At 65.3% G+C, this 14,570-nt stretch carries 14 protein-coding genes; 9 read left to right on the forward strand and 5 right to left on the reverse strand.

From position 1 onward, the window contains the following. Window positions 1-8 precede the first annotated feature (8 nt). A complete protein-coding gene (uxuA, locus tag IVA87_RS13505) occupies window positions 9-1,196 on the forward strand; it encodes a mannonate dehydratase (protein ID WP_247333908.1) in 1,188 nt (395 codons plus the stop codon). A 226-nt stretch (window positions 1,197-1,422) separates the two neighbouring features. Here the strand turns inward: uxuA and IVA87_RS13510 are convergent, their stop codons facing one another. Further along, entirely contained in the window at window positions 1,423-2,112 is a 690-nt protein-coding gene (locus IVA87_RS13510; RefSeq protein WP_247333844.1) for an aspartate/glutamate racemase family protein, read from the reverse strand. Window positions 2,113-2,370: 258 nt separating this feature from the next. Here IVA87_RS13510 and IVA87_RS13515 point away from each other — a divergent pair, with 258 nt between their 5' ends. Genes IVA87_RS13515 through IVA87_RS13530 form a run of 4 tightly spaced genes read left to right on the forward strand, consistent with a single transcriptional unit; the run spans window position 2,371 to window position 6,873 of the window. Continuing rightward, window positions 2,371-4,032, forward strand: coding sequence for a thiamine pyrophosphate-binding protein (locus IVA87_RS13515; RefSeq protein ID WP_247333846.1), 1,662 nt, complete (start codon window positions 2,371-2,373; stop codon window positions 4,030-4,032). Window positions 4,033-4,035: 3 nt separating this feature from the next. Beyond that, window positions 4,036-5,301, forward strand: coding sequence for an FAD-dependent oxidoreductase (locus IVA87_RS13520; protein ID WP_247333848.1), 1,266 nt, complete (start codon window positions 4,036-4,038; stop codon window positions 5,299-5,301). A 9-nt stretch (window positions 5,302-5,310) separates the two neighbouring features. Beyond that, window positions 5,311-6,054, forward strand: a complete 744-nt coding sequence (locus IVA87_RS13525) for an aspartate/glutamate racemase family protein (RefSeq protein ID WP_247333849.1) — start codon at window positions 5,311-5,313, stop codon at window positions 6,052-6,054. Window positions 6,055-6,093: 39 nt separating this feature from the next. Continuing rightward, window positions 6,094-6,873 carry an SDR family oxidoreductase gene (locus IVA87_RS13530; protein WP_247333850.1) on the forward strand — a complete coding sequence of 260 codons (780 nt, stop codon included), beginning with the start codon at window positions 6,094-6,096 and terminating at the stop codon, window positions 6,871-6,873. A gap of 99 nt (window positions 6,874-6,972) precedes the next feature. Here IVA87_RS13530 and IVA87_RS13535 read toward each other — a convergent pair whose 3' ends face one another. From IVA87_RS13535 to IVA87_RS13545, 3 genes are read right to left on the reverse strand one after another with little or no spacing between them, the layout of a single operon-like run. Beyond that, window positions 6,973-7,767 (reverse strand): IclR family transcriptional regulator, encoded by a 795-nt coding sequence (locus tag IVA87_RS13535; RefSeq protein ID WP_247333851.1) that lies wholly within the window; start codon window positions 7,765-7,767, stop codon window positions 6,973-6,975. 22 nt (window positions 7,768-7,789) lie between these two features. Further along, window positions 7,790-9,523 carry an FAD-dependent oxidoreductase gene (locus IVA87_RS13540; RefSeq protein WP_247333852.1) on the reverse strand — a complete coding sequence of 578 codons (1,734 nt, stop codon included), beginning with the start codon at window positions 9,521-9,523 and terminating at the stop codon, window positions 7,790-7,792. Window positions 9,524-9,530: 7 nt separating this feature from the next. Then, on the reverse strand, window positions 9,531-10,730 hold the full coding sequence (locus tag IVA87_RS13545; protein WP_247333853.1) for an ABC transporter substrate-binding protein: 1,200 nt from the start codon (window positions 10,728-10,730) through the stop codon (window positions 9,531-9,533). 142 nt (window positions 10,731-10,872) lie between these two features. On the opposite strand from IVA87_RS13545, the gene IVA87_RS13550 reads away from it, so the two are divergent. Beyond that, complete coding sequence (locus IVA87_RS13550; RefSeq protein WP_247333913.1) at window positions 10,873-11,133, forward strand: hypothetical protein; 261 nt, start codon at window positions 10,873-10,875, stop codon at window positions 11,131-11,133. Here the strand turns inward: IVA87_RS13550 and IVA87_RS13555 are convergent. Then, a complete protein-coding gene (locus IVA87_RS13555; RefSeq protein WP_247333855.1) occupies window positions 11,078-12,502 on the reverse strand; it encodes a hypothetical protein in 1,425 nt (474 codons plus the stop codon). The two genes, IVA87_RS13550 and IVA87_RS13555, sit on opposite strands and share 56 nt — an antisense overlap. A 490-nt stretch (window positions 12,503-12,992) precedes the next feature. On the opposite strand from IVA87_RS13555, the gene IVA87_RS13560 reads away from it, so the two are divergent. The 3 genes from IVA87_RS13560 to IVA87_RS13570 all read left to right on the forward strand — a co-directional run bounded on the left by IVA87_RS13560 (window position 12,993) and on the right by IVA87_RS13570 (window position 14,441). Beyond that, window positions 12,993-13,454 (forward strand): Hsp20 family protein, encoded by a 462-nt coding sequence (locus IVA87_RS13560; RefSeq protein WP_247278317.1) that lies wholly within the window; start codon window positions 12,993-12,995, stop codon window positions 13,452-13,454. Window positions 13,455-13,529: 75 nt separating this feature from the next. Continuing rightward, the gene (locus IVA87_RS13565; RefSeq protein WP_247278318.1) at window positions 13,530-14,021 is read left to right on the forward strand and encodes an Hsp20/alpha crystallin family protein; all 492 of its coding nucleotides are present in this window, start codon (window positions 13,530-13,532) and stop codon (window positions 14,019-14,021) included. Between the two features lie 84 nt (window positions 14,022-14,105). Next, window positions 14,106-14,441, forward strand: coding sequence for a hypothetical protein (locus tag IVA87_RS13570; protein ID WP_247295898.1), 336 nt, complete (start codon window positions 14,106-14,108; stop codon window positions 14,439-14,441). Window positions 14,442-14,570: the final 129 nt, after the last annotated feature.

Here is a 14,570-nt window from a genome sequence, read left to right on the forward strand (position 1 = left end):
AACGCATGATGCTGGAGGGATGGCGCTGGTACGGGCCGGACGATCCGGTCTCGCTCGACGATGTCAGGCAGGCCGGCGCGACGGACATTGTCTCGGCGCTGCATCAGGTGCCGATCGGCGAGGCCTGGACGCGCAAGGCGGTCGAGGAGCGCAAGAATTTCATTGAGAACGGGCAGCCCGGCCGCTCGCAACTGACCTGGTCGGTGGTGGAATCAATTCCGATCCCCGACGACGTCAAGCGCCTCGGTGCTAAGGCGACCAAGTCGATCGAGGCGTGGATCGCGAGTCTCGAAGCGGTGGCCGCTTCAGACATCAAGATCATCTGCTACAACTTCATGCCTGTCGTCGACTGGTGCCGCACCGATCTGGAATGGGAGCTGCCGAACGGCGCCCGCGCCATGCGCTTCGACCAGGACCGCTTTGCCGCCTTCGAGCTGCATATCCTCAAGCGTCCTGCTGCGCTTCAGGAATATTCGCCGGAGCAGCAGGCCCGCGCGAAACAGCTGTTCGAGAAGATGAGCCAGGCCGACATCGACTATCTCGTGATGGTCATTGCCAGCGCGCTGCCGGGCTCGACCACCGAGCCCATGACCATCCCGCAATTCTGCGATCGGCTCGAGACGTATCGCGACATCACGCCAAAGATCCTGCGGCGGCATCTTGCCGAATTCCTGGGCCGTGTCGCGCCGGTCGCCGAGCAGCTCGGTGTATCGCTGACGCTGCATCCGGATGATCCGCCGCGCCCGCTGTTCGGCCTGCCGCGCGTTGCCTCGACGGCCGAGGACTACCAGGCGCTGTTCGACGCCGTGCCGTCCAAGGCGAACGGCATCTGCCTGTGCACGGGATCGCTCGGCGTTCAGCCTGAGAACGATCTGCCTGCGATGGCGGAGCGCTTTGGCTCTCGCATTGCCTTTGCCCATCTGCGCGCAACAAAGCGCGAGGCTGATGGTCTTTCATTCTACGAGTCCGATCATCTCGACGGCGACGTCGACATGATCGCCGTGCTCAAGGCGCTGTTAAAGGAGAACGCGCAGCGTTCGCCCAACAAGAGAATCGTGTTCCGTCCCGATCACGGCCATCGCATGCTCGACGACCTCGCCGCTACCAAGCGCACCAATCCGGGCTACACCGCGATCGGCCGCCTGCGCGGCCTGGCCGAACTCCGCGGCGCAATCCGCGCGATCCAGCATCGGTAGAGGCTCGCTTCTCATCCGTTAGGGAGGCGTTTATCCACACCATCATTGCGAGCCAACGGGTCCGCGCGAAGCACGGCCCGAGGACAGGCTCCGCGAAGCAATCCCGGGTCTTTTCGCCGAGGGATTCTGGATCTGCTTCGCTGCGCTCGCAATGACGTGGAGAGAGGAGAGCACCCCAGCACCGCCTGCTGATGGCATGCTGCCGTCGCCGGGATTTGATACAAATTCACCCGATCGCGAAGTCGGCTGCCGTCTCGGCATGAATGGCCGTCGTGTCGAACGTCTCGACCGAGGTATCGTCATTGCCGACCAGCATCGTGATCTCGGTGCAGCCGAGGATGATGCACTCCCCGCCGGCGCGGACGAGCGCAGCCATCACGTCCTGATAGCGCCGGCGCGAGGGAGCGGTGACAGTTCCAAGACACAGCTCATCGTAAATGATCCGGTTCACATCGGCGCGCGCCTCAGGGGGAGGAACCAGGACGTCGAGATCATGCGCGCGCAGCCGGTCGATGTAAAAGTCTTGCTCCATCGTGAACTTGGTGCCGAGCAGCCCGACCCGGCGGTATCCTTTCGCCCGTATCCGCTGCGCCGTCGCATCGCCAATGTGAATCAACGGAACGGTCACGCTGGAGCTGATCTCGGGCGCCAGTTTGTGCATCGTGTTCGTGCACAGCACGATCGCCCGCGCGCCGGCGCTTTCGAGACGCCGCGCGACTGCCGCCAGGCTGGCGGCGGCCTCGCTCCAGCGGCCGCCGTACTGCATCTCCTTGATCTGCTGAAAATCGTAGGAATACAGCAGCAGCGGCGCCGAATGCAGCTTGCCCATGCGGTCGCGGACCCGCTCATTGATGAGCCTGTAATAGAGCGCGGTGCTCTCCCAGCTCATGCCCCCGACTAGGCCGATGGTTTGCATTCGGTCTCCACACATGTTGGTTCGGCCGGATCGTAGACGAAGACGTCGACGCTTGCCATCAGGTGTGTGGCCCATGGCGGACGCCGGCGCGGACGGGGCCTCAAAGCCCGATCGTGCAAACGGCAAGGGCGGGCATGACGCCTGCGCAGGCGGCGAGAAGCCTTTCGATCTTGCACGTCCTGCCGGCCTGTCCTACGCCAATTCCGCACACAATTGGCGAGGCGCTGGGCGCGTCGTCAAAGCCTTGAGGGAGCCGTCATGACCATTCGCAACACCCGCACCGGGGGCCAGATCCTGATCGATCAGCTCGTCGCCCAGGGCGTCGAGCGCGTCACCTGCGTGCCGGGTGAGAGCTATCTGGCGGCCCTCGATGCGCTGCACGACAGCCCGATCGATGTCGTGATCTGCCGCGCCGAAGGCGGCGCTGCGATGATGGCGGAGGCCTATGGTAAGCTCACCGGCCGCCCCGGAATCTGCTTCGTCACGCGCGGGCCCGGCGCGACCAATGCCAGCCACGGCGTCCACATCGCGATGCAGGATTCGACGCCGATGATCCTGTTCGTCGGCCAGGTCGATAGCGGTATGCGCGAGCGCGAGGCATTCCAGGAGCTGGACTACAAGGCCGTGTTCGGCACCATGGCGAAATGGGCCGTCGAGATCGATCGCCCCGACCGCATTCCGGAGCTGGTCGCGCGCGCCTTCCGTGTCGCCATGCAGGGCCGCCCTGGTCCCGTCGTGATCGCGCTGCCGGAGAACATGCTGATCGAGACCGCAGCGGTTGCCGACGCCATGCGCATCGAGCCGGCGGTGAGCTGGCCGGCGCCGGCCGATATCGAGAAGCTCGGCGACATGCTCGCCGGCGCCAAGGCGCCGCTGGTCATTCTCGGCGGCTCGCGCTGGACGGATGAGGCGACCAGGAGCATCGCCCGCTTTGCCGAGCGCTTCGACCTGCCGGTCGCGACCTCGTTCCGCCGGGCTTCGCTGATCGACGCCGACCATTCGCATTACGCCGGCGATCTCGGCATCGGGCCGAGCCCGGGCCTGAAGGCGCGCATCGAGGGCGCCGACGTCATTCTGCTCATCGGCGGCCGCATGTCGGAGATGCCGTCCTCGTCTTACACGCTGCTCGGCGTTCCGGTTCCGCAGCAGAAGCTGATCCACGTGCATCCGGGCTCCGAGGAGCTCGGCCGCGTCTATCAGCCGGCGCTGGCGATCCAGGCGACGCCCGCTGCGTTCGCGGCGGCCGTCGAGACGCTGAAGCCCGCCGGAACGGCGGCCTGGAAGGGCGAAGCGGCGAAGGCGCATGCCGATTATCTCGCCTGGACCGAGAAGGCGCGCGAGCTGCCAGGCACGTTCCAGTACGGCCAGGTCATGACCTGGCTGCGCGACCGCCTGCCCAAGGACGCGATCGTCTGCAACGGCGCTGGCAATTATGCCGGCTGGATCCATCGCCACCACCGCTTCCACAGCTTTGCCGCGCAGCTCGCGCCGACCTCGGGTTCGATGGGCTATGGCGTGCCGGCGGGCGTGCTGGCAAAACGGCAATATCCGGACCGCGTCGTCGTCGCCTTTGCCGGCGACGGCTGCTTCCTGATGAACGGCCAAGAGTTCGCGACCGCCGTGCAGTATGACGCACCGCTGATCGTCATCATCGTCGACAATTCGCAATACGGCACCATCCGCATGCACCAGGAGCGGGATTATCCCGGCCGCGTCGTCGGCACCCAGCTCAAGAACCCTGATTTCGCGATGTACGCGAAAGCGTTCGGCGGCCATGGCGAGCGCGTCGAGCGCACCGAGCAGTTCGCACCGGCGTTCGAGCGCGCGCTCGCTTCGGGCAAGCCGTCGATCCTCCACTGCATCATCGATCCGCGCGCGATCTCGGTCGGCAAGGACTTTGTGCCCGCGGTGAAGGCTTAGGCGATGGCGACCGGCCGCCACGTCGCAATCATCGGTGCCGGCGCGATCGGCGTGATCAGCGCCATCGAGGCGCTGCGCGAGGGCCATCGCGTCACGCTGATCGACCCGGGCGAGCCCGGTGGCGAGCAGGCGGCGAGCTATGGCAATGCCGGCTGGCTGTCCTCGCATTCGGTGATCCCGCCGGCCGAGCCGGGCGTCTGGAAGAAGGTACCGGGTTATCTGATGGATCCGCTCGGGCCGCTCGCGATCCGGTGGTCTTATCTGCCGAAAGCGCTGCCCTGGCTGATCAAATATCTGCTCTCGGGCTGGACCGAGACGCGGGTCGAGAAGACCGCCTTTGCGCTGCGCGACCTCTTGAAGGACGCACCGCTCTTGCACAAAAAGCTCGCGGAAGAAGCGGGCGTGCCTGAACTGATCGAGCGCAACGGCGTGATGCATGTGTTCCCGTCGCGCGGCAATTTCGACAGCGATCTCGGCTGGCGCCTGCGCAAGCGCGTCGGTGTCGAATGGCTCGAGCTCAACGCCGACGAGATGCGCCAGCGCGAGCCGGACCTGCATCCGCGCTACACCTTTGGCGTGGTGGTGGAGGAGGCCGGCCGCTGCCGCAATCCCGGCGCCTATGTCGCAGCACTCGCCAATCACGCGCTCGCCAGCGGTGCGAAGCACGTGCGCGCCAAGGCGACAGGGCTAAAACTCTCCGGCGACAAGCTCGTCGCCGTCGTCACCGAGACCGGCGAGATCGCGTGCGATGCCGCAGTGGTGGCGGCGGGCGCCCGCTCGAAGCAACTTACTGCGTCGGTCGGCGATCCGCTGCCGCTCGAGACCGAACGCGGCTATCACGTCATAATCGAGAACCCGGAATCGGGGCCGCGCAGCTCGATGATGGCGTCCGATGCCAAGATGGTGGTGAACTGGACCGACAGGGGCCTGCGCGCTGCCGGCACGGTCGAGATCGCCGGCCTCGAAGCCGCGCCAAACTGGAAGCGAGCCGAAATCCTGCGCAACCACCTCATCAGCATGTTCCCCAAGCTGCCGAAGGACATGCCAGCCTCGCGCGTCAAGACCTGGTTCGGTCATCGTCCGAGCATGCCGGATGGACGGCCCTGCATCGGCCATGCGCGGGCCTCACGCGATATCGTCTATGCGTTCGGCCATGGCCACATCGGCCTGGTCGGCTCGGCGCGTACCGGCCGTCTGGTCGCGCAGCTCCTCAGCGGCAAGCAGCCTGAGATTCCGCTGGCGCAGTTCGCACCCGATCGTTTCCTCTGAGATCGCACCATGAATCCTCCAGCCGATTCGTCCTCCCGCATTGCCCGTGGCGGCAAGGCCATCTATGGCGCGCCGCTCGGTATTTTGATGCTGGAAGCGCGCTTTCCGCGCATCCCCGGCGACATGGGCAACGGCACGACCTGGCCGTTCCCCGTGCTTTATCGCGTGGTGAGTGGCGCTTCGCCGGAGAATGTGGTGCTGAAGGGCGCAGCCGGCCTGCTGCCCGATTTCGTCGATGCCGCGAAAGACCTGGTGCTGCTCGGGGCCGAAGCCATCACCACCAATTGCGGCTTCCTCTCGTTGTTCCAGAAGGAAATCGCGGCCGCCGTCGGCGTGCCGGTTGCGACCTCGTCGCTGATGCAGGTGCCGTGGGTGCAGGCGACCTTGCCACCCGGCAAGCGCGTCGGTCTCGTCACGGTGTCGGCCTCGACGCTCTCGCCCGCCCATCTCGAAGGTGCCGGCGTGCCGCTCGATACGCCGCTGGTCGGCACCGAAAACGGCAAGGAGTTTTTTCGCGTCCTGATCAAGGCCGAGAAGGACGATATGGACGTGGCGCAAGCCGAGCGCGACGTGGTCGAAGCCGGCAAGCAGCTCGTCGCGAAGAATCCGGAGGTCGGCGCCATCGTGCTCGAATGCACCAACATGCCGCCTTACGCCGCAGCGCTCCAGGCCGAGGTCGGGTTGCCGGTCTATGACATCTATTCCATGATCACCTGGTTTCATGCTGGACTGCGCCCGCGCGTCTTTGCGTGAACGTGTCCTTGAGATCGTCACAAGTCCTGGAGTGAACCCATGAAGCTATCCGGCAAGGTCGCCGCCATTACCGGCACGGCGCGCGGCATCGGCAAGGCTTGCGCGAAGAGATTCCTGGACGACGGCGTCAAGGTCGTCATCTCGGATGTCGATGCTGACGGCTTGGCCGCCACGGCGGCCGAGCTCGGACGGCCGGATGCCTTGCGCACCGTGGTCGCCAATGTCGCCGCGCGCACGGACGTGAATCATCTTGTCGCAATTGCTGCCAAGGAATTCGGCCGGCTCGACATCATGGTCAACAATGCCGGCGTGGCCCGCAATCAGGACCTTCTCGATATCTCAGAGCAGGATTTCGACGAGGTCATCGCCATCAATCTGAAAGGCGCGTTCTTCGGCGTGCAGGCGGCGGCGAAGCAGATGATCGCGCAGGGCGGCGGCGGGGTCATCATCAACATGTCCTCGGTGAACGCGCTGCTGGCAATTCCGACGCTCGCGACCTACGCCATCTCCAAGGGCGGCATGAAGCAGCTCACCTCGGTCGCCGCCGTCGCGCTCGCCCCGCACAACATCCGCGTCGTCGCGGTCGGGCCCGGCACGATCCTGACCGACATGGTGGCTTCGGCGATTTATACGTCCGAGGATGCGCGCAAGACCGTGCTATCGCGCACGCCGGCCGGGCGCGGCGGCGAGCCGAGCGAGGTCGCCTCGGTCGTGGCGTTCCTGGCCAGTGACGATGCCTCCTACATCACCGGGCAGACGATCTATCCGGATGGCGGCCGGCTGATCCTGAACTACACGGTGCCGGTGAAGGAGAAGTAGGGCTGGAAAGTCGTCCCACATGCGCTGTCATCGCCCGGCCGGTGAATCCATCCCCCCTTCGCGGGGCATGACAGCAGTTGTGAGGCGGCGGTTTGCCTCTTACTCCGCCGCAACCGTCATCCTGTGTCCGAGCCGCTTCGAGATGCCGCCGGCGCAGTCGCGCAGCGCATGCCCGATCGGGCTGTCCCAGCGCGCATCAAAGGTGCCCTCCGGGCCCATCGCGGTGATGACGAGCGCGACGTGGCCGGAATGATCGAAGACCGGTGCTGCGAACGCATTGACGCCGGGCAGAGGATCGCCGAGCGCGCGGGCGAGGCCATGCTTGCGAACCTCCGTGAGCATCTCCGCGGCCTTCGCGCCTTTCACCGCGCGCTTGGGATTGTAGCCGACGCCGTGGCGGTCGAGGCCGCTCTCCAGCGCGGCACTGATCGTCTTCTCCGGCAGGAAGGCCGCGAAGGCGCGGCCGGTCGCGGTCTCCAGCAGCGCCATCACCGAGCCGGCCCGCATCACGATGTGGACCGGCTGGGCCGGCTCTTCCAGTTGCACCACGGTGGGACCGTGCGTGCCCCAGACCGCGAGCGAGACCGCGTGGCCGATCTGGCTTGCGAGGGCCGCGATCCTGGGACGTGCGATGCGCACACCGGAGAGGCGGCGCAGGCTGATCAGGCCGAGCTCCAGCGCCAGCGCGCCGATCTCGTAGCGGCCGGTGGTCTCGTCCTGCTCGATCAATCCAATGCGCGAGAAGCTGGCGAGATAGGGATGCGCCTTGGCCGGCGTCATGCCGGCTTCGCGGGCGAGATCGCGCAGCATCATCGGCTCGCCGCTCCTTGCGAGCGCGCGGAGCAGTTCTCCGCCGACCTCGATCGACTGGATGCCGCGGCTTGCCCTCTTCATGCGCCTCCTGACGTGCGTCCGCTTACGCCGCCTTGCGCTTGGCGGCGCTGTCGGCAAGGTGTCGTCCGGCAATGTAGCCGAAGGTCAGCGCCGGCCCAAGCGTGATGCCGGCGCCGGGATAGTTGCCGCCCATGATGCTCGCCATGTCGTTGCCGGCGGCATAGAGCCCCGGAATCACCCGACCTTCGGCGTCGAGCGCGCGCGCGTTCTCGTCGGTGACAATGCCGGCATAGGTGCCGAGATCGCCGATCACCATCTTGATGGCGTAAAACGGGCCGTGCTCGATCGGCGCGACGCAGGGATTCGGGCCGTGCAGCGCATCGCCCTGGTAGCGATTATAAGCCTTCGAGCCCTTGCCGAAGGCGGCATCCTGGCCCTGTGGCGCGGTCGCATTGAATTGCTTGACGGTCTCGGTGAACGCCTTGGCATCGATCCCGGCCTTCGCCGCGAGCGCTTCCAGCGTGTCGCCACGCATGAGGTAGCCGGTCTTGAGGTGATGGCCGAGCGGCATCGGGAAAGGCGGCACGCAGCCGAGGCCGTATTTGCGTAGCGTCTTGTGATCGCAGACCAGAAACGCCGCGATCTCCTCGCCGGGCTTGGCGGCCTTGATCATGGCCTGGACGAAGTCGTGATAGGAATTGCCCTCATTGGTAAAGCGCTTGCCGTCGCGCATCACGGCGATCACGCCGGGCTTGGCGCGGTCGATGAAATGCGGCATCACGCCCTTCGAGCCGTCCTTGCGCGTGGTCAGCGACACCGGCACCCAGGCGGCCGCGTTCGGCAGGCGATCCTCGACATGCCCGCCGGCACTTTCCGCAAGACGTAGGCCGTCACCAATGTTGCCGGTCGGTCCCGGCGAATAGTGCTCATTGCCCGTCGGCGCATGTGGAAACATCTTTCTGCGCCGCTCGACATCGTGCGGAAAGCCACCGCAGGCGAGCACGACGCCCTGGCGCGCACGGACGCGCACATCGCGTCCCTCGCGCGAAACGATTGCGCCGGTCACGGCACCGTTCTCGACCGAGAGCTCGCGCACCGGCGAGGACAGCCACATCGGAATCTTCAGGTCGAGCGCAGATTTCGCCAGCCGTCCTGCGAGCGCATTGCCGTTGGTGAGCGTCATGCCGCGGCCGTAGTGCAGCACGTCCATCAGATGACGTGACAGGCGCTTGGCGACATAGGCCGCCGAGGTCAGCGACTTCGTCACGCGCATGAAGTGGATGATCTCCTTGCCGGAGCCGAGCATCATGCCGAACACGGTCAGTTCGGGCAGGGGCATGCCGAGAGTCTTGATGAGGTCGCCGAGCTCGCGGCCGTCGAATGGGCGCGTTACCATCGAGCGGCCGCCCTGCGCACCGCCGGGCGCCTCGGCATGGTAGTCGGGAAACACCAGCGGCATGTCAAAGCGCAGCGCGGTCTTGGTGGTGAAGAAATCGACCGCTTCGGGGCCGGCGCTGAGGAATGCATCGACCCGCGCGGCGTCGTAATTGTTGCCGGCTTCGTGGCGAAGATAGGTGCGGGCCTGCTCCGGCGTCTCCTCGATGCCGTAAGCCCTGGCGAGCGAGGTGCCGGGAATCCAGAGCCAGCCGCCGGAGCGGGCGGTGGTGCCGCCGAAGCGCGGCTCCTTCTCGACAATGAGCACGTCGAGGCCGCGATAACGCGCGGTGATTGCCGCCGACATGCCGGAGGCGCCCGATCCGGCCACGAGCACATCGCACTCGTAAGTCTCAATTGTGCTTTGGTCGCTGCCGGTCATCTGGATCTCACTTCTTCAGGAGCGGACATTTGGACTCGGAGACCGGGCGGAAGGCTTCCTCGCCCTTCATGGTCTTGACGATGTCCAGATAATCCCACGGCTCTTTGGACTGCTCGGGCGACTTCACCTTGGCGAGATACATGTCGCGGATGACGCGACCGTCCTCGCGCAAGCGTCCGCCATGGACGAATGTATCCTCGATCGGCAGTTCGCGCATCTTGGCCATGACCTTGGCGGAATCGTCTGTTCCGGCGGCTTTGATGGCTTTGAGATAATGCAACACCGAGCCGTAGACGCCGGTCTGGATCATGGTCGGCATCACCTTGGTGCGCTCGTAGAACTTCTTCGACCAGGCCCGGGTCGCCTCGTCCATGGCCCAGTATGAGGCCGTGGTCATATAGGTGCCCTGCGCGGCCTTGAGGCCGATCGCGTGCACGTCGGTGTCGAACATCAACAGGCCGACCAGCTTCTGGCCGCCCTGCACCAGCCCGAATTCGCCCGACTGCTTGATGGCGTTGTCGGTATCCTGGCCGGCATTGGCGAACGCGACCACGTCGGACTTCGAGCTCTGGGCCTGGAGCGCGAAGGAGGAGAAGTCGGCCGTATTGGTCGGGTGCTTGACGCCGCCGAGCACCTTACCGCCCATCTCGTTGATGAAGCGGGTTGCGTCCTTCTCGAGCTGCTGGCCGAAGGCGTAGTCAGCGGTGATGAAATACCAGGACTTGCCGCCTTCCTTGATCACGGCGGAAGCCGTCACCTTCGACAGCGCGTAGGTGTCGTAGGTGAAATGCACGGTGTTGGGGCTGCACAGCTCGTCGGTCAGCGAGCTCGCGCCGGGGCCGGAGAGCAGAGCGATCTTGTTGCGTTCGCGCACCATGTTGTGAACGGCAATGGCGATGCCGGAATTGGGGATGTCGACGACGGCGTCGACCTTGCCGTTGTCGAACCAGCCGCGCACGATCTGCACGCCGACGTCGGTCTTCATCTGGTGGTCGGCGCTGATGATCTCGACCGGCTTGCCGAGCACGGTCGGCCCGAATTCCTCCACCGCCATCTTGGCGGCTTCGACCGAGCCAGGTCCGCTGTTGTCGCGGCCCCAGCTCGACAGGTCCGTCAGCACGCCGATCCGGACCGCGTCGTCCGAGACTTGTGCAGTAGCAGCAGACGTCATGGCCGCGAGCATGGCGTAAGCCAAAAGCCCTCTCATCGTCGTTCCCTCGCTTATTGGCCGCTTGGCGCGGCTGGTCTTGTGGCTGCAAGTTAGATAATAGCGAATGAATTTGTCAATGGCGAATGCGAGGCCGGATTTGGCAGTCAGGGTCCGTGCAGGACATGAGTTTGGAGCATCGGTGCTCATTCCAGCGCGATTTGGCCATGATGAGCACCGGAATCGACGGGCAGGGCACGGCAGCGACAGGGTCTCTGCGCCAGCGGAGAACTCGACGACGACGCATGTTGGCACGCTCGCGGTGTTCTCGACCTATGCGGTCGGCTTCACGGCGCGGCTGATCGGCGGCGCGACCATCGGGCACTATGGCGGCCGGCTCGGCCGCCTCATCGTCGCGGCGAGCAGGCGGGATTTGCCGCGTTCGGAAACACCAGGAAGGTGATGGTCGCCGGCGCGAGCCGGATTGCTCCTGCCGGTGTTGCGTGCGCCTCAAGCCGGGGCAATCTGCCATCGGCAGTCAGCGCGAGCGTCTTCTCGTTCAGCTGCACAATCGTGCCTTGCAACCGCGCCGCATGCAGTGCGTACTGTTCGGCTGAGTCCGAGAGCGTCAGCGGGCGCGATGCGCGGCGCGACGTGTTGATTGCGAGCAGCGACACCGCACCTGCCATGGTCGGATGGCAATGGGCGTAGAGATGAAGATCTGGTGAAGCGGCCCTGTCTGCATCGAGCACGATCGGTCCCATCAACCGGCGCCAGAGCAGCGCAGCCCAGTAACTCGGCCGTGGCCGGAACGTGGCTTCGTCGAGCAGACCGTAGTCGCTGGCAGCGAGGGTGTTGTGCATCACCACCTGGACGCCGGCCTTCGCCAGGCGTCCGAGCTGGTCGAGATAGCGGAACGTGTCGAGAAAGGTCCGGTCCCATCGGCTGCCGCCGCAAGCCGCATCAGCCGTCTCAGTCAGCCAGATCGGCTTGCCCGGCTCGAATGTGTCGCGCAGCGCCTGGTAGGTCGCGCGTGTCGCATCCGTGCGTGCCAGCCATCCCTCCGAGAGCGCCTGCGCCGGATCATCGTGCCCGCCGCAGCGCGGCGAGATCGTGTTGTAATGATGATAGGAGAAGCGATCGACGCCGGCGCCGGATGCAGCGAGCAGATCGCGCGTGGCGATGCCCGCCCCGGATGGCGATGGCGCGTCGCCAACCGAGCCTGGCCCGAGGATCAACGTCTCAGGCGCGTCGCGCCGCACCCAGTCGCGGAAGATCTTGAAGTCGCGGCCATAGGCGGTCGCGTCATAGCCGGCCGGTGCGCCGTTGGTCGCTGCGAGCGTCGGCTCATTCATGAATTCGGCGGCGGCGATGCGGCCGCCCAGCGTGCGCGTGGTGTCGACGAGCTGCTGCGCCTGATCCGGTTTCCACACGCCATCGGCATCGCGGCTGCCGGGACTGATCGCAAACGAGGTGACGATCTCGGCATCGACCGCGCGCGCGAACTCGACGACGCCGCGCCACTGGTCGTGGCTGAGTACGGAGTTGAACCCCGGCGGCGGCTTTCCCGGCGCGTCGGCCAAGAACGTCGCATTGGCCCAGGTGCCGCTCACGCGCAGATAGGCCGGGGACAAGGCGGCGGCGAGCAGGCGCAGGCGTGCATTGGTCAGATCGATCGGCGGCCTTGCGCTGTAACGATCCCGCTGGTCGAAGGCCCGTGCCGTTCGCGGATAGGGCTTCCAGAACCGTCCGCCGGTCACCTCCACCATTTCGATGTTGTAGGACTGAAAGCGTATATCGACCGTTCCGATCGCCTTCAATTCCGTCGCCACGAGGGGCCCGTCACCGGCGCGCCCCGCGCACATCGTTGCGGCCACGAGCAGCGCAATCGTCAGCGCGCATCCCGCTGCGTGACCGGTTGGGTGCGTTCGGGATCCCCGGCTGTCGTATGCGGCCCGGTGCTTCGTCATGCGTTGCCGGTCCGGATGCATGAGGCAACCCTGGTCTTTGCCTAGTTCGGCAATTTATCTCTATTCTACCCTGCGATCGATCCCGAGGGCTTCCGGGCCGCCCGCCGCCGGTGGTCTCGGGCAGGGAGGGGCGGGCGTCAGCCGAGCATCAACCAGGGTGGGGGCACAAAAAATTTGTGGCAGCCCCCTTGAAATTGATATCGGTTTTTCTAAGTCGTTTTTCGCCGCGAGAGCGGTGTGCCGGATGCCAGAATCGGGTCCGGCACGGGCGCCGGGCTGGTCTTTTCGGACCCGTCTGAAATCCCCGCCTTGCGCTCCTTCGTATCCATCTTGCTCTTTGGAGGACTTGGTTATGAGGACCAGTTTCGACTTCGCGCCCCTGTGGCGCTCCACCATCGGCTTCGACCACCTGGCCGACCTCGTCGACAGCACGCTGCGCCAGGCGACGGAGGACAATTATCCCCCCTACAACATCGAGCGTTCCGGCGAAGATCATTACCGGATCAGCCTTGCCGTGGCGGGCTTCGGCGCCAACGACATCACGGTGACGGCCGAACAGAACGCGCTCACGATCGAAGGCAGAAAGCCCGAGGGCGCTCCGCGCGAGTACCTGTATCAGGGCATCGCCGCGCGTCCTTTCCGCCGCGTGTTCAACCTCGCCGACTATGTCCAAGTGAAGCAGGCCTCCTTCCAGGACGGGCTCCTGATCATCGACCTCGTCCGTGAGGTTCCGGAAGCCATGAAGCCGCGCCGGATCGCGATCAACGGCGGCACACCTGCGGCATCGCAGATCGAGCAGAAGAAAGCAGCCTAAGCATTCGATCGGGCGAATGGCGGAACGCGGCGCAAGGATGCGCGCCGCGCTCCCCGAGGCATGGAGGAGAGAACCATGGCTTTTCGTGATCTCATTCCCTGGTCCAGGAACCAGGAGCTCGCGCCTGCGCGCGATAACTTCGATCCGTTCCTGACGCTTCATCGCGAGATGAACCGTCTGTTCGACGATGTCTTCCGCGGCTTCGGCGGGACCAGCCTGTCGCCGCTGATGGAGGGCCGTTTCGGCTGGCCGAAGGTCGAGCTCAGCGAGACCGACAAGACGCTGACCGTCTCGGCCGAACTTCCCGGACTGGAGGAGAAGGACGTCCAGGTCGAGATCGCCAATGGCGTCCTGACGCTCCGCGGCGAGAAAAAAGCCGAGCGCAACGGCGAAGGCAGATACTTTACCGAGCGCTATTACGGTGCTTTCGAGCGGCAGATCCCGCTGGAGGGCGTCGAGGAGGACAAGGCCGAGGCGTCGTTCAAGAATGGCGTCCTGACCGTGTCGCTGCCGAAGTCGGAAAAAGCACGCGAAGGCGTCAAGCGCATCGCGATCAACACTCATTAGCATCAATCGCAGACGGCGGCGGTCGGCGCCGCCGTCCATCGTCAACAAACCCGTCCCTTGGAAAGGAGCATGAGGGGAGGACCGATGACCAACGTGAACACCAATGCCGGCACTCTCAACCCGCTGTTTCATCCCGCTGCCCATTACGACTCGCCTGCCGACGTCCTGAATGCCGAGGAGCTCTCCACGCCGGAGAAGCGGATCATCCTGTCGTCCTGGGCCTCGGACATGTACGCGGTCGAATCCTGTCCCGCTCTGCGCGAGATACCAGGCATGAGCCACACCGTACGGCTCGCCGATATTCTGACGGCGTTGCGCCGGCTCGACGGCGACAATGACAATGACGACCCGCCGCGCGGGGGCGGCGTCCCGATGCGGTTGCGGCGGCCCTGGGCCGCCGCCGAGAGGCAAGCCGCATGATGCTCACGCACACTGTTCTGACGCTCGTGCTGATCGGTCAGGCCTCGGCGGCCTTCGCCGTTCCTTATCTGGCCATGCACGGTCTCATCGCCGCGCCGCGTGACTGAGGCCACAAAGTTCTTTCATTCA

It is taken from the genome of Bradyrhizobium sp. 147 (assembly GCF_023073935.1).
In the GTDB taxonomy this organism is placed as follows: domain Bacteria; phylum Pseudomonadota; class Alphaproteobacteria; order Rhizobiales; family Xanthobacteraceae; genus Bradyrhizobium.

What these genes read in the sequence shown, in the direction of transcription:
- uxuA (WP_247333908.1), top strand. Translation starts at nt 9, where the DNA reads ATGCTGGAGGGATGGCGCTGGTACGGGCCGGACGATCCGGTCTCGCTC.
- IVA87_RS13510 (WP_247333844.1), bottom strand. Translation starts at nt 2,112, where the DNA reads ATGCAAACCATCGGCCTAGTCGGGGGCATGAGCTGGGAGAGCACCGCG.
- IVA87_RS13515 (WP_247333846.1), top strand. Translation starts at nt 2,371, where the DNA reads ATGACCATTCGCAACACCCGCACCGGGGGCCAGATCCTGATCGATCAG.
- IVA87_RS13520 (WP_247333848.1), top strand. Translation starts at nt 4,036, where the DNA reads ATGGCGACCGGCCGCCACGTCGCAATCATCGGTGCCGGCGCGATCGGC.
- IVA87_RS13525 (WP_247333849.1), top strand. Translation starts at nt 5,311, where the DNA reads ATGAATCCTCCAGCCGATTCGTCCTCCCGCATTGCCCGTGGCGGCAAG.
- IVA87_RS13530 (WP_247333850.1), top strand. Translation starts at nt 6,094, where the DNA reads ATGAAGCTATCCGGCAAGGTCGCCGCCATTACCGGCACGGCGCGCGGC.
- IVA87_RS13535 (WP_247333851.1), bottom strand. Translation starts at nt 7,767, where the DNA reads ATGAAGAGGGCAAGCCGCGGCATCCAGTCGATCGAGGTCGGCGGAGAA.
- IVA87_RS13540 (WP_247333852.1), bottom strand. Translation starts at nt 9,523, where the DNA reads ATGACCGGCAGCGACCAAAGCACAATTGAGACTTACGAGTGCGATGTG.
- IVA87_RS13545 (WP_247333853.1), bottom strand. Translation starts at nt 10,730, where the DNA reads ATGAGAGGGCTTTTGGCTTACGCCATGCTCGCGGCCATGACGTCTGCT.
- IVA87_RS13560 (WP_247278317.1), top strand. Translation starts at nt 12,993, where the DNA reads ATGAGGACCAGTTTCGACTTCGCGCCCCTGTGGCGCTCCACCATCGGC.
- IVA87_RS13565 (WP_247278318.1), top strand. Translation starts at nt 13,530, where the DNA reads ATGGCTTTTCGTGATCTCATTCCCTGGTCCAGGAACCAGGAGCTCGCG.
- IVA87_RS13570 (WP_247295898.1), top strand. Translation starts at nt 14,106, where the DNA reads ATGACCAACGTGAACACCAATGCCGGCACTCTCAACCCGCTGTTTCAT.